Source organism: Mesorhizobium sp. DxT (genome assembly GCF_058448885.1).
In genome coordinates, this window is the sequence record NZ_JBZFLJ010000008.1 from 52,544 (window position 1) to 65,599 (window position 13,056).

General features: G+C 64.1%; 11 protein-coding genes and 1 tRNA gene. All 12 read right to left on the bottom strand.

The features are described 5' to 3' along the window. Positions 1-12: 12 nt before the first annotated feature. Positions 13-1,032: a LacI family DNA-binding transcriptional regulator gene (locus ACVJNE_RS15810; RefSeq protein WP_499567075.1), complete on the bottom strand. Its 1,020-nt coding sequence runs from the start codon at positions 1,030-1,032 to the stop codon at positions 13-15. Beyond that, a complete protein-coding gene (locus ACVJNE_RS15815) occupies positions 1,029-2,024 on the bottom strand; it encodes an ABC transporter permease (RefSeq protein WP_499567077.1) in 996 nt (331 codons plus the stop codon). Before ACVJNE_RS15815 ends, ACVJNE_RS15810 begins: the two co-directional genes overlap by 4 nt. After that, complete coding sequence (locus ACVJNE_RS15820; protein WP_499567079.1) at positions 2,021-3,004, bottom strand: ABC transporter permease; 984 nt, start codon at positions 3,002-3,004, stop codon at positions 2,021-2,023. Before ACVJNE_RS15820 ends, ACVJNE_RS15815 begins: the two co-directional genes overlap by 4 nt. After that, a complete protein-coding gene (locus ACVJNE_RS15825) occupies positions 3,004-4,506 on the bottom strand; it encodes a sugar ABC transporter ATP-binding protein (protein WP_499567081.1) in 1,503 nt (500 codons plus the stop codon). The genes ACVJNE_RS15820 and ACVJNE_RS15825 overlap by 1 nt, the downstream gene beginning before the upstream one ends. Positions 4,507-4,572: 66 nt before the next feature. Continuing rightward, positions 4,573-5,595 carry an ABC transporter substrate-binding protein gene (locus ACVJNE_RS15830; protein WP_421929639.1) on the bottom strand — a complete coding sequence of 341 codons (1,023 nt, stop codon included), beginning with the start codon at positions 5,593-5,595 and terminating at the stop codon, positions 4,573-4,575. Positions 5,596-5,902: 307 nt separating this feature from the next. Beyond that, complete coding sequence (locus tag ACVJNE_RS15835) at positions 5,903-6,949, bottom strand: ABC transporter ATP-binding protein (RefSeq protein WP_499567083.1); 1,047 nt, start codon at positions 6,947-6,949, stop codon at positions 5,903-5,905. A 2-nt stretch (positions 6,950-6,951) separates the two neighbouring features. Continuing rightward, positions 6,952-8,148 carry a glycoside hydrolase family 172 protein gene (locus tag ACVJNE_RS15840; RefSeq protein ID WP_499567085.1) on the bottom strand — a complete coding sequence of 399 codons (1,197 nt, stop codon included), beginning with the start codon at positions 8,146-8,148 and terminating at the stop codon, positions 6,952-6,954. A gap of 26 nt (positions 8,149-8,174) precedes the next feature. After that, on the bottom strand, positions 8,175-9,020 hold the full coding sequence (locus tag ACVJNE_RS15845) for a carbohydrate ABC transporter permease (protein ID WP_444725353.1): 846 nt from the start codon (positions 9,018-9,020) through the stop codon (positions 8,175-8,177). Further along, the gene (locus ACVJNE_RS15850) at positions 9,013-9,933 is read right to left on the bottom strand and encodes a carbohydrate ABC transporter permease (protein ID WP_499567087.1); all 921 of its coding nucleotides are present in this window, start codon (positions 9,931-9,933) and stop codon (positions 9,013-9,015) included. Before ACVJNE_RS15850 ends, ACVJNE_RS15845 begins: the two co-directional genes overlap by 8 nt. 75 nt (positions 9,934-10,008) lie before the next feature. Then, complete coding sequence (locus tag ACVJNE_RS15855; RefSeq protein ID WP_499567089.1) at positions 10,009-11,376, bottom strand: ABC transporter substrate-binding protein; 1,368 nt, start codon at positions 11,374-11,376, stop codon at positions 10,009-10,011. Positions 11,377-11,442: 66 nt separating this feature from the next. Then, positions 11,443-12,447 (bottom strand): LacI family DNA-binding transcriptional regulator, encoded by a 1,005-nt coding sequence (locus ACVJNE_RS15860; protein WP_444725350.1) that lies wholly within the window; start codon positions 12,445-12,447, stop codon positions 11,443-11,445. A gap of 416 nt (positions 12,448-12,863) precedes the next feature. Beyond that, positions 12,864-12,939 (bottom strand) — tRNA-Lys (locus ACVJNE_RS15865). Positions 12,940-13,056 lie beyond the last annotated feature (117 nt).

The window sequence follows — 13,056 nt, forward strand, 5'->3', positions numbered from 1 at the left end:
TGTTCTGTCTTTTCAGGATTGGGCGCGCGGCGCCGCAGTGGATCCGCGCAACTTGAGTTCGGTCGGCATCTCCACCGCCGACGGGGCCACGCCCTCGTCGGAGAAGACGCGCAGCAGCAGCTCCATCGCCTGCTGGCCGATGGCCATGCGCGGCTGGCTGACGGTGGTCAGCGGCGGGTGGAAGGCCTGGCTCAGGAAAAGGTCGTCGAAGCCGACCACCGACACGTCGCCGGGCACGTCGAGCCCCATGCGGCGCAGCTCGTTGATCGCGCCGAAGGCCATCTCGTCATTGGCAACGAAGACGGCCGTGGGCGGCTCGGCCAGCGAGAACAGGTCGCGGCAAAGGCGCTCGCCGGTATGCAGAAGATAATCACCTACCGGTTCGTATCCCTCCGGTATCGGCAGCCCCGCAGCGGCCATGGCGCGACGATAGCCGTCCTGACGGCGCAGGCTCATGATTTCGGGCACGGGGCCGGTGATGTGGGCGATGCGGCGATGGCCGAGGCCGATCAGATGCTCGACGGCGCGGCGCGATGCGGCCTCGTTGTCGATCATGACGTGCGGGAGCCCGCTTTCGGCGATCTCTTCCAGTGCCACAACCACGGGCAGGCCACGCACCTGTTCGGAATAGCCGGCGCGGTCGGGGAGCTTGCCCGTCATCAGGATCATGCCGTCGGCATGGCCGTCGCGCAGCATGTCGAAATATTCGACCTCGCGCTCGGGGTTGTTCTCGGTGTTGCCCATGAGGACGGAGTAGCCGGCCTCGCGGGCCGTCGTTTCCACGCCCTTGAGGATCTCGAGATAGAAGGGGTTGCCGACGTCGCGTACGACCATCAACACCGCCATCGAACGCTGGGTGCGCAGGTTGCGCGCCGAGACGTTGGGGCGATAATGCATCTTCTGCGCCGCTTCGCGGATGCGGCTGAGCGTGGGTTCCGCCACGAGGCCAGACCCGGTCAGCGCGCGCGAGACGGTTGCCGGCGATACGCCGACCGACGCCGCGATGTCCTTGATCTTGGCGCGACTGTTCATCCCCGCATCGCTTTCCCGCGGCCGTAGAACAGCATCAGCACTAGAAGCGTGGCACCGAAGATCATCTGGCGGCCGGATTCGTCGATGTTGATGGTCGTCAGGATGCTTTGCAGCACCACCAGCAGCATGGCGCCTGCCATCGTGCCGGTGTAGCCACCGCGACCGCCGGCAAGCGGCGTACCGCCCAGCACCACGGCGATGATCGACGGCAGCATGTAGGTCTCGCCGACATTGGCGAAGGACGAGCCGGAATAACCGAGCAGGCAGATGCCGGCGATGGCCGCGAACATGCCCGACAGCATGAACAGCGCCACCCTGATGGTGCGCACCGGAACGCCCGCCATGAACGCCGCCTGCTCGTTGGAGCCGACCGCATAGATGCGGTGACCAAACACGGTGCGCTTGAGCAGGAAGGCCATGAACAGGCCGATCGCGATCCACAGCCAGATGATGCCGGGCAGGCCAAACAGGAACGGCTGGGACACGAATTGCGACAGGGCGGGTGCTGCGCGCCCGGAGGGGATGCCCTGGCGGATGACCACCAGCAGCCCCTGAAGCACGCCCAGCATGCCCAGCGTCATGACCAGCGGCGGGATGCGCAGCAAGGTCACGCCGAGGCCGTTGAAGAGCCCGAAGAGAGCGCCGACGGCCACGCAGGCGAGAACGGCCGGCAGGATGCCGCCATCCTGACCCGACATGATGTTGCCGGCTAGGATCGCCGACAGGGAGACGACACCGCCCACCGACAGGTCGATGCCTTCGCGGCCGCCGAGGATGACGAGGTTCTGGCCGGCCGCCACGATGCCGAGCAATGCGGCCACGATGGCCAGCCGCAGGATCTGCTGCAGCGAGGCGAAACCGGGCGACAGCGCCTCGCCAAGGGCGAGCAAAACGGCGATCAGAATCAGAGCGACGACGATGGGCTGCTTGACGAGATCGAGCACGGCATTGCCGCCGGGCGTCGTCTTTTGGGTGCTTGCCGGTGCGCTCATTGTCCGACCCTCCGGCCGACGAAGACGCCGGCCATTAGCGCGATGAGGATCGCGAGGCCCTGGACGAGGTTCTGCCACTCGGATGGCGTGCCGACGAAGAACACCAGCGAATTGATGAGACCGATGATGAGCGCGCCAACCAGCGAGCCGACCACCGTGCCCTTGCCGCCTGAAAGCGCGCTGCCGCCGAGAACGACGGCCGCGACGCTGTAGAGCGTCATCTTGCCGCCGACCAACGGGTCGCCGCTGGCCGTGTCACCGGTGATGCAGAGTGCGGCAAGCGCGGCGAACAGGCCGCAAAGCACATAGCCCTTGATGCGAATGGCAACGACCGGCAGGCCACTCTGGAAGGCGCCCTGCGCATCGTCGCCGACGGCGAGCAGCAAGGTGGTCAGCCGCGTGCGCACCAAGGCCACGAGGAGGAGCGCAAGCACCGCCACAGCCCAGAAGACGAACGGGATTTCGAGTATGCGGCCGCCATAGGTGCGCCAGAACGCGGCCGGCGCCGGCGTTCCCGCAACCGGCAGCACGTAGAGCGCAAGGCCGGTGAAGAAGATCGAGGTGGCAAAGGTCGCAACGATCGCCTGGAGCCGGAGGGCCGCGACCACGAGGCCGTTGACCAGTCCACAGGCGAGACCGGTGAGGATGCCGCCGAAACAGGCCGCCAGAACCGTCAATCCGCCCCCACCCCATTGGTCCATCAGCACGATGACGACAACGTTGACCAGCGACAGGATCGCGCCCACGGACAGGTCGATGTCGCCCGCCATGACCACATAGGTCTGGGCAATCGCCAGCATCATCAGCGCCAAATAGGTGCTAACGAGGCCGGTGACGGCGCGGAAGCCGAGGCTATTGGGCTCGAACCAGCCATTGAGCGCAATGAGAGCGACCAGAATGAGCACGGCGGGCAGGAATGGCAGGCGCTCGATTGCGGCTGCAAAGCCGCTGCGTTGGGATGAAGCGGAAAGGCTCGTCATCAGGCGGCCTCGTAAGCGGCGTGATAGAGGTTGTAACGGGTGCGGTCCTCGCCGCTCAGCTCGCGCGTGACGCTGCCCGAGTTGAAGACGAGGATGCGGTCGGCATTGGCCAGGAGCTCGGCATCTTCGGACGAATAGAGCACGATGCCGAGACCTTCGCCGGCAAGCTGGCGGATCAGCGCGAAGAGATCCGACTTGGCCTGAAGGTCGATGCCCTTGGTGGGATCATCGAGCAAGAGGACGTCTGGCCGGTCGATCAGCCAGCGGGCGATGACTACCTTCTGCTGGTTGCCGCCCGACAGCGAATTGATCGGATGGTCGATGGTCTGGAACTTCGTCTTGAGCGCGTCGAGCGGCCCCGCCGCCTTCTTCTGCAGCTCTCCCGGACGCACGATGCGCAGCCGGTTGCGCAGGAAATGGACCGGCGTCACGTTTTCCAGGATCGGCCTGCCCTGCACGATCCCGTCGCGGCCGCGATCGCCCGACACATAGGCAACGCCACGGGCGATCGCCTGACGGGGGTTGGCCGCGGCGAAAGGCTCGCCCCGCACCGCAATGGCGCCGGACGCATGCGGCGTGGCGCCGAAGATCGCGCGCAAAACCGCCGACTGGCCCTGCCCGTGCAGCCCGCCGAAACCGAGGATTTCACCGCGCGCGACAGAGAACGACACGTCAGCAAAGCCGCTTCCGCCGAGGCCTTCCACGCTGAGAGCGATGCCGGTATCGCCGGATACGGCCGGTGCGGCGGGCGGGGCCGCGACAACCTCGTCATGCTCCCCGACCATCTGGCGGATGACGGATGGGACATCCGTTTCGGCGATGTTGGAGGTCGCCACCGTCTCGCCGTCGCGGATGACGGTGACACGATCGCCGATGGCGAAGATTTCGTCCATGCGGTGCGAGATGAAGACGATGGCCCTGCCCTCGCCCTTCAACCGCTTAAGGATTTCGAAGAACCGTTCGACCTGCGCCCGGTCGAGCGCGGAGGTCGGCTCGTCGAAGATGAGGATGGGCGCCTCGGTCGCCAGCGTCTTCATGATCTCGACGAGCTGGCGCTGGTCGGCGCGCAGCTTGAAAACGGGCGTGTCGGCGGCGAACCCTTCGCCGGAAACGCCGTCGAACTCCGCGATGTAGCCCGCCGCACGGCTGGCGAGTGCGGCCCGATCGACGAACAGCCCGCCCTTCATCGGCAGGTCGGGGAGCAGGATGTTCTCAGCGACCGTACGCCGCGCCGACAGGCTGAGCTCCTGATAGAAAATGCCGATGCCGAGCGCGCGGGAAGCCTGCGGGCCGGCGATGGTGACGGGCTGGCCGTTGAGGATGACCTCGCCGGCGTCCGGCTTCACCGAACCGGCGACGATCTTGCAAAGCGTGCTCTTGCCCGACCCGTTCGAGCCGATCAACACGTGCACTTCACCGCCCTTGAGGTCGAAATCGCCGCGGCGAAGAGCCAGCGTCGCGCCATAGGCTTTCCGCGCGCCGCGGATCAGCAGCTCGGTCATCGTCTTGCCTCGAACTGAAAGGTAAGCCGGCGCGCCGCAGGAGACGGCGCGCCAGCCGCGATGCGCTTACTTGAAGAGCGCTTCGGCGTCCTCGATGGAGAGCGCGCTGGTGTAGGAGTAATGCCCCGGCTTGCCCTCGACCTGCGCCGCGGCCTCCGAGAGGTTCGACGAGTCGATGAAGGGGATCGGCAGATACATGGCATTGCCGTACTGGCCCGCCGTGGCCGGCTCCTTAAGCTCGCGGCCTTCCAGCATGAACACGGCGACGTTGAGCGCCGAGGCCATCACGCCCGGAGGGTTCACCGACGCGCCGGAGTTCAGGTTATCCGCCGTCCACAGGTCGATGAAATCCTTGCGGATTTCGCCGGTGGCTGCGATATCGCCAGCCTTGCCTGCATCCATGATCGACTTCCACGCGCCGGCGGCCATGCCGTCCTGCACCCAGACGCCGTTGATGTCCGGATAGGTGGCGAGCAGGTTCTGCATGGCCTGCTGGCCCTGCGCCTGATCCCAGTTGGCGTTGACCTCGTTGACGACCTCGATGTCGGGGTGCTTCTCGAAGACCGAGCGATAGCCGGCGACGCGCATCTCGTTGGCCGGGTGGCCGGCAACACCGTTGATCGCGACGACCTTGCCCTTGCCGTCGAGCGTCTTGGCAAGCCACTCGGCGCCGGCAGCACCCCAGGCGGTCTGGTCGATGCCGACATAGATCGCATCAGGCGACGACACCTCGGCATCGGTGGAGATCACCAGGATGCCGGCTTCCTTGGCCTGGGCAAAAACCGGATCGAACGCCGTCGGGCTATTCGGGTTGATGATGATGGCGTCGACGCCCTGGCTGATGAAGTTGCGCACGTGCGCAATCTGGCCCGGCACGTCGACATTGGCGCTCTGCACCACAACGTTGACGGTGTGACCCTTGTCGGCCCAAGCGGCTGCGGCGGCCTGCGCTTCCTCGATCATCTGGGTGCGCCACTCGGAGCCGACCCAGCCGTTGGAAAGACCGATGGTGAACTCATCGGCCTGCGCGACGGACGCGGTAAGCGCGATAGCGGCGACGGATGCTGCGAATGCGGAAAGTCTGGACATTTAACTCCTCCCAAAGAACTCGATGAAATCGATTGTATCGGCAATGAAATCGATTTCAATAGTCTTTTTGGAGGAAATCTGTGCTGCAGCGCAGCAGACCGGGCGGCTCTGGAAGCGGAAAGGAGAGCATGCAGCCAGCCGGGCCACGCCCGACCATGGTTATCGAATGGCTTGAGATGCACGCCGGTGCGGCGCTTTTGTCGCACTGAAGAAGGCGCCGCCGCCGGACTGCCATGGCCGTGTCGTTCCGGCCGCGTTGTCCGCTCAGGCATGATCGCCCGTCAGGCAGGCGGCCCGTGAGCCGGCGTCAAACGAGGCGCATGCCCGATATGGGGTCGAAATAGTGAATGGCCCGCGGATCAATCGTCACGCCGACCGCCTCCCCCGGCCGCGCAGGCACACGCCCCTGCACAAGGGCCACCATCTGGGTGTCGCCGGCCCCCAGGACGAGTTGGGTTTCCGCGCCGAGCGGCTCGATCACCGCGACTTCCAGTTTCGCTCCACCGTCGTCGAGGCCCACATCGTTGGGCCGGATGCCCGCAACGACGTCGCCGTCGACAAAACCTGCGGGGGCGGAAAAACGAAGGCCTGCCAGCGAAACGAACTCGCCGCGCTCGATGCGACCGTCGACGAAATTCATCGTCGGGCTGCCGATGAAACCGGCAACGAACAGGTTGGCAGACTCGTCGTAAAGATCGAGCGGCGAGCCGACCTGCTCGATCACCCCGTCGCGCATCACAACGATCCTGTCGGCCATGGTCATGGCTTCGACCTGGTCGTGCGTGACATAGATCGTGGTCGTCTTCAGCCGCTGGTGCAGCGCCTTGATCTCGGCACGCATCTGAACGCGCAGCTTGGCGTCCAGATTGGAGAGCGGCTCGTCAAATAGAAAGACCTCGGGATTGCGCACGATGGCGCGCCCCATCGCGACACGCTGGCGCTGGCCGCCGGACAACTGGCCGGGGAAGCGCTCAAGCAGCTTCTCCAGCCCGAGGATGCGCGCCGCGTTGTCTACCTTGGCCTGCATCTCCGCCTTGGAAACGCCTGCAAGCTTCAACGAGAAAGCCATGTTCTGCGCGACCGTCATATGCGGATAGAGCGCGTAGTTCTGGAACACCATGGCGATGTTGCGGTCCTTCGGCGCAACATCGTTGACGACCTCGCCGTCGATGCTGATCGTGCCTTCGGAAATGTGCTCCAGCCCGGCGATCATGCGCAGCAGGGTCGACTTGCCGCAGCCGGACGGCCCGACCAGAACGACGAACTCGCCATCTTCTATGGCTGCCGAGACCCCGTGCACAACCTGCACCGCGCCATAGGCCTTGACGACGCGATCGATCTCCACGCGTGCCATGTCTAGCGCCTCTTGCCGGCATCCACGGCCGACCAGTTGTGGTAGGGGCGGCGGAAGGTCGGCACCCGGTCCTCGACCGTCGGAAACGGCCCGAACGGCTTGTGCGGCTCGGCCTGATACCAGAAGGCGACTGACGACATGTCGTCGGCGCGACGGTTTGCGTGGCCGCGCTCGATGGTAACGCGGATGTTCTTCTGGAAAATCACCGGATCCTCGATGTGCCAGCGATAGAGCGTCACCGGTTCGGTCCAGTTCGGACCGCCGGCGGCGATGATGCCGTGATAGGGCGCGTCATAGTCCTGCGTCGGGCACCATGCGGTGTTGAAATAGTCCTCCGTGCCGGTGCCGTGCAGGGTCGGCGGCCATGCGTCGTTGGCGCCGGGCGCCGATTCCGGCCGATCCTCGATCAACGGCGCCCTGGGTCCGATGCGTGGGTCCGGCTTGCGGACGCCGTCCGGCACCGACAGACCCGGCTCGCCGTCCACGAAGATCATGTCGTCGCCTTCGCCGTACCAATCCCAGACCTCGGCGCGACGGCGCGAATAGACGCTGTAGAGCACGCCCACATAGTGGCCGTGGCCCGCGGCGTCGAGAATGACGTAGTTGTCGCTGGCATCGGCGGTCTCGCCGCCGAACAGCACCTGCTCGTTGGTCAGGCCGGTCTCATCGAACGGCTCGGGACGCTCCTGCCTGTACTGCGCGTGGAAGCGGCCAAGGTCCTCCTCCAGCTCGTCGTGCAGTTCAAGATCGATATAGTAGTAGAACAGCAGGTCGTGCTCGGCTTCGTTGGTGATGGTGAACTTCATGCCGGAGCCGAAAGGCATCGGAAAATAGCAGTTGAAGGCCTTGCCGTCCTCGGGGCTGGCCTGCATCGGCAGGCTTGCATAATTCTTGGTGCGGGCATGGCCCATGCCGAAGAAATCGCCGATCGGCGCCTCGATGCTGGGCTCCGCCTCCCCGTCCCACCAGGCTCGCAGCACCGCCTTGCGCAGGTAGCTCTCGCTCTGGCACTGGATGGTGACCCAGATGTGGGTGACGATACCAGCGCCCTTATGCTCGGCGATCGTCACGGTCTGGCCCGGCTCGACATGCAGCCGGTCGTCATTGCCGCCGGTGCGGTCGTAGCTGGAGAAGCGCCGGGTCCTGGCCTTGCGCAACTTGGCGAGGCCGCGCAACGGGGAAAGGCCTGCATTGGTCATTCTGGAATCCTTGGCAGCATTGGCAGTCATTTCAGTCCGCTCGTCTTGATCGAGTCCATGATCTGCCGCTGGAAGATCAGGAACAGCACGAGGGTCGGGATTGCGACGATGGTGGATGCCGCCATCATGTAGTTCCACGCGGCGGCATACTCGCTCTTGAAATTGGCGATCCCGACCTGCACCACCCAGAGATCCTGATCGGAGGCGACTGTAAGCGGCCACAGGAAGGCATTCCAGTTGGCGAGGAAGAAGAGGATGGCCAGCGCCGCCAGGATGGGCTTGGACAGCGGCAGGATGACGCTCCAGTAGATGCGCCAGTATCCGGCGCCATCGATCACCGCCGCCTCCTCGATCTCACGCGGGAGCGAAAGGTAATACTGGCGCAGCAGGAAGATGCCGAACGCATTGAAGATCGAGGGCACGATGATGCCGGCATAGGTGTTGAGCATCCCCATGGCGCGCACGATGATGAACAGCGGTACGATGATGACCGGGAGCGAGACCAGCAGCGTCGAGAAGATGCCGAGAAAGATCATCTCGCGACCGGGAAAGCGCAGCCGCGCCAGCGCATAGCCTGCCATCGAATGGAAGAGCAGCGCCACCACGGTGACAGTTGCCGAGACGAACAGGCTGTTGGCCATGTATCGGATGAACGGAACCTCGGTCAGCACGTAGATGAAGTTCTCGAAGGTCGGCGACGCGGGCAGCAATGCAGGCGAGAAAGAGTCCTGAGCGGTCTTGAACGAAATCGAGACCATCCACAGCAGCGGGAAGATCATCATCAGCGCAAGAATTGCGGCAACGGTCATCCACACCAGCCGCACGACGGTGATTTGCGAGGTGCTGAAGTAGGGCGAAGGCTTGCTACTCATAGCTGAAACGGCCCCCGCGCGTGAGAAGGAACATGATGCCGGTCAACGCCATCAGGGAAATGACGAGGATGGACGACATCGCGGCCGCATAGCCGAAGGCGCCGAAACCGAAAGCCTGCTGATAGATGTAGACGATCAGCACCGACGTGGAATTGGCGGGGCCGCCGCCGGTCATTACCCAGATGATGTCGAAGGCCTGGCTGCCGGCGACGGCCGCCACCATCGAGATCATGACGACGAAGAAACTGGTGGGCTTGAGCAGCGGCAGGGTTATGTACCAGAAGCGCGCGACCGGCCCGGCGCCATCCATGGTCGCGGCCTCATAATACATTGCCGGAATATCCTGCAGGCCGCCGAGAAAGATGAGCATGTAGTAGCCCATGAGAAACCACAGGCTGACGACGACGACGGCAAACAACGCTAAATCCGGGTCGCCGAGGAAGGAAATGCCACCCAGGCCGAGCGACGCGGCTAGCCGGCTCAGAACGCCGATCTTGTCGACTACCAGGAACTGCCAAACCAGCGCCACGACAACGAGGCTGACCATGTGCGGCGCAAAGAACATCGAGCGGATGACGCCGTTGAACCGGTTGGTTTTCTGCACCAGCAGGGCAAGGCCAAGGCCGCAGACATAGAGCAGCGGCACCAGCATCACCGCATAGAGCACGGTGACCCGTGCCGACTGCCAGAACAGCGGGTCCGCCATCATCTTGCGGTAGTTGGCGAGGCCGACGAAACGGTAGGAGCCGAAACCGTCGACGTCGTAAAGGCCGAGCACCAGCGACAGCAGCATCGGCAGGCCGAGAAATACGAACAGGCCGAGCACGTCCGGCAGCACGAACAGGTAACCAGCGATCCACTCCCGGTGGCGGGCGGACATGCGGCTGCGCTTGAATTTGGGTTGGGCGATCATCGGTGATGCAAACGTTCCGGTCCGGCGAGCGCTTCCCGGCCGGAACCGGGAAGCGTTCGCCGCTCGGGAGGAAACCTAGAGCAGCGGGGCGCCGGAGTAGGAAGCCAGATAGGCATCCAACTGCTGCGAGGCCGCGGTGGCTGTCGTCTGCGGATCGGCGCCGCCCAGCATCGTCTGCTGGATCGCGTCGGAGATGATCTTGTTGACCTCCGGCGGCACGCGCGGCTCCGCACGGGTACCGGGATGGATCTCCCTGGCGAACTTGCCGATCATGCCTTCGCTGAAGGCCGCCTCGCGTGCTTTCAGCGCGCTGTCGCGCGGCGGCATGTCCGACTTTGCCTCGGTGCACCAGGTCGCCACGCGGTCGACCGAACCCTGCTCGGTGGACGCCAGTGCCCAGGCGCAGAACTGTCCGGCCGCCTCAGGGTTCTGGCCCTTTGCATTGGCAACGAAGGCCCAGCCGCCGCCGACCGTCACGTATTTGCCATTGGCCGGTGTAGGCAGGCGGAACACGCCATAGGGGAAGTCCTTGGCATTGTTCTTCAACTGCGAGATCGCCCAGATGCCGACGTTCTGGATGGCGCAATAGCCGGAGGCGAGATTGGCGACGCTGTCATTGGCGCCATTGCCCAACACCTGACGTGGTGCCGCGCCAGAATTGACGGCGTCCTGCCAGAGCTTGAGCGCCTGGACGGTGGCCGGAGAGTCGAACGCGCTCTTGCCGTCGTCACCCTGGAACTCGCCACCGCCCTGCCAGAGGAAAGGATACCAGGTAAAGTTCTGGTAATAGCCTGGCGCGGTCTGGAACAGCAGGCCATAGCGTTCAGGTGTCGTGAGCTTCTTGCCGAGTTCCAAAAGCTCGTCCCAGGTCTTCGGCACGTCATTTTCGTTCAGCCCGGCATCCTCGAAAGCCTTGACCGAATAATACATGGCCATCGGCTCCACCTCCATCGGGAGGCCATAGATCTTGCCGTCGACCATGCGGGTGGCGAGCACGCTTTCGGGGAAGTCCGCCCTCGCCTTCTCGTCGATATAGGGCGTCAGGTCCTGCAGCACGCCGCCATTGTAGTAGCGCAGGAAATCTCCCGGCGAGATGATGAAGATGTCCGGCCCCTGGCCCGACGCGAAGGCGGTCGCCAGTTTGGGGCCGTTGATGTATTCCTTGTTCGGAATGAACTCGAGCTCGACCTGCTGCTCGTGGGTGGCGTTCCAGTCCGCCACCATCTTCTCGAACCATTCGACCTGCGGCTTCACCTGCCCGCCCGGGGCATAGAACTGCCAGAACTTCAGCGGCGCGCCCTGGGCCCGCACAGGCAGCCTGTTGATGAAGGGAAAGCCGCTGACGCCACTGGCGACGCCCGCTGCCGCAAATGTCGCACCATTGCGCAGAAACCGCCGGCGCGACCAGCCGGACTTCAGAATTCGCTTATCGTTATCACTCATGAGTACCTCCCTGTTACACTCCCGCAAAGGGCCCCGTCTCCTCCAAGGCCCCGCGTTTCCTCGACTTCAGGCCGTGTCGAACACCCTCAATGTGCAGGGCACGACTTCGCTTCGCGGCTCGCCCGAATAGGTCCCGTCCAGCCGATCGAGCAGCATACGGGTGGCGCGCTGCGCCAGTTCGGCCGGCGCGCTGCCAACGCGCGTCAGGCGCGGCCGGACAAATTCGAGCTGCGGCTGGTCGCCGAACACGGCGACCTTGATATCTGCGGGCACGTGAATGCCGCGATCGTAGAACTCCGCCAACGCACCGGCGGCCATCAGATAGTTGGCGAAGAAGATTACCGAGGGCAGCGCATCGCCATGTTCCGCGAGCAGCCATTCCGCTGCCGCCTTGCCGGACGGCGACAGGTAGCTACCCTCGAACCGCAATGCGGGCTCGACCGGCGCGCCGTGGTCTGCAAGACCCTTTTCGAAACCCTCGGCACGCTGCATCGCCTCGGCGAAGAAGGACGGGCCGGTCACGTGGGCGACGCGACGATGCCCCTGCTGCGCCAGATAGGCGCCCATCTGGTAGCCGCCGCCGAAATCGTCGATGCGGATGCAGTCGACCGCGCGATTGGGCAAATTGCCGATGAAGACCGTCGGCGTCTCAATGCGCAGCAGCGCGTCATGCATGCCGTGCAGCGCAAAATCACCGACGATCAGCCCGTCGACACGCTTGTTGCTGATCTGGCGCAGATATTCGCGGCCGTGCTCCTGCGAATGACCGCCGGGAACGTCGGTGTTGAAAATCAGCATGTCGAGGCCGACAGCCTCGAGCTGTGACTGCGCGATCTTGACCAGTTCCGGATAAAACGGGTTGCGAATATCCGGGATGAGCATCGCCACGACATTCGTGCGGCCCGTGCGCAGGCTCCGGGCTTGCGGGTTGGGCTTGTAGCCGAGCTCAAGGATGGCGGCCTCGACACGCTCGCGCATGGATTTCGATACGCGGTCAGCATGATTGATGACGTGCGAAACCGTCGTCGGCGACACGCCAGCCCTCTCAGCCACTTTTGCGATTGTGCTCATGGAGCGCACAAAAACACACTGCAAATCGTTTTGCAAATGCATTTGCATTGTGCGCTGCCGCAAATCGGTCGTCGGGATGACAGCTGCAATTTCGATGATTGGCGGCGGGATTGCGCCCGTGAATGGCTCATCCGGCGAAAGCGAAAACGCGCTTCCGGAATGCCGGATTTTCGCTGCCATCGCTTCGGCGCGAACCGGGCCACAGCTACGCCCCCCCTGCCCCCCAAAGCGAAGCGTCGTGCGCGCGGACGGTTGCTGCAAGATTGAGCCCGTTTCGCCGATAGGTTCAGGCGATGGGCGAACGCGGTCTGATGGGAACGCCTAGTGTGTTCGGCGCCGGACGGAGTCATCAATCCTCATCAAAGCGCTCGATGGGAGGCAGAGGAAGGTAACAAACCTGGCGCAAGTCTTTGAAATGGTGGGTGATGTAGGGATCGAACCTACGACCCGCTGATTAAGAGTCAGCTGCTCTACCAACTGAGCTAATCACCCGCCGGGCCGCAGCCGCGTACGGCCGCTGCAAGAGGAGGCCCCTATAGCGGCTCATGGTACGGCTGTCCAGACGCAAATGCCGCCACCAATCAAATTATCCGGCAAGCCTGTTTTGCG

Coding starts and splice junctions, on each gene's coding strand:
- ACVJNE_RS15820 (WP_499567079.1), bottom strand. CDS start 3,004: ATGACGAGCCTTTCCGCTTCATCCCAACGCAGCGGCTTTGCAGCCGCA.
- ACVJNE_RS15810 (WP_499567075.1), bottom strand. CDS start 1,032: ATGAACAGTCGCGCCAAGATCAAGGACATCGCGGCGTCGGTCGGCGTA.
- ACVJNE_RS15845 (WP_444725353.1), bottom strand. CDS start 9,020: ATGAGTAGCAAGCCTTCGCCCTACTTCAGCACCTCGCAAATCACCGTC.
- ACVJNE_RS15855 (WP_499567089.1), bottom strand. CDS start 11,376: ATGAGTGATAACGATAAGCGAATTCTGAAGTCCGGCTGGTCGCGCCGG.
- ACVJNE_RS15830 (WP_421929639.1), bottom strand. CDS start 5,595: ATGTCCAGACTTTCCGCATTCGCAGCATCCGTCGCCGCTATCGCGCTT.
- ACVJNE_RS15840 (WP_499567085.1), bottom strand. CDS start 8,148: ATGACCAATGCAGGCCTTTCCCCGTTGCGCGGCCTCGCCAAGTTGCGC.
- ACVJNE_RS15815 (WP_499567077.1), bottom strand. CDS start 2,024: ATGAGCGCACCGGCAAGCACCCAAAAGACGACGCCCGGCGGCAATGCC.
- ACVJNE_RS15835 (WP_499567083.1), bottom strand. CDS start 6,949: ATGGCACGCGTGGAGATCGATCGCGTCGTCAAGGCCTATGGCGCGGTG.
- ACVJNE_RS15850 (WP_499567087.1), bottom strand. CDS start 9,933: ATGATCGCCCAACCCAAATTCAAGCGCAGCCGCATGTCCGCCCGCCAC.
- ACVJNE_RS15860 (WP_444725350.1), bottom strand. CDS start 12,447: ATGAGCACAATCGCAAAAGTGGCTGAGAGGGCTGGCGTGTCGCCGACG.
- ACVJNE_RS15825 (WP_499567081.1), bottom strand. CDS start 4,506: ATGACCGAGCTGCTGATCCGCGGCGCGCGGAAAGCCTATGGCGCGACG.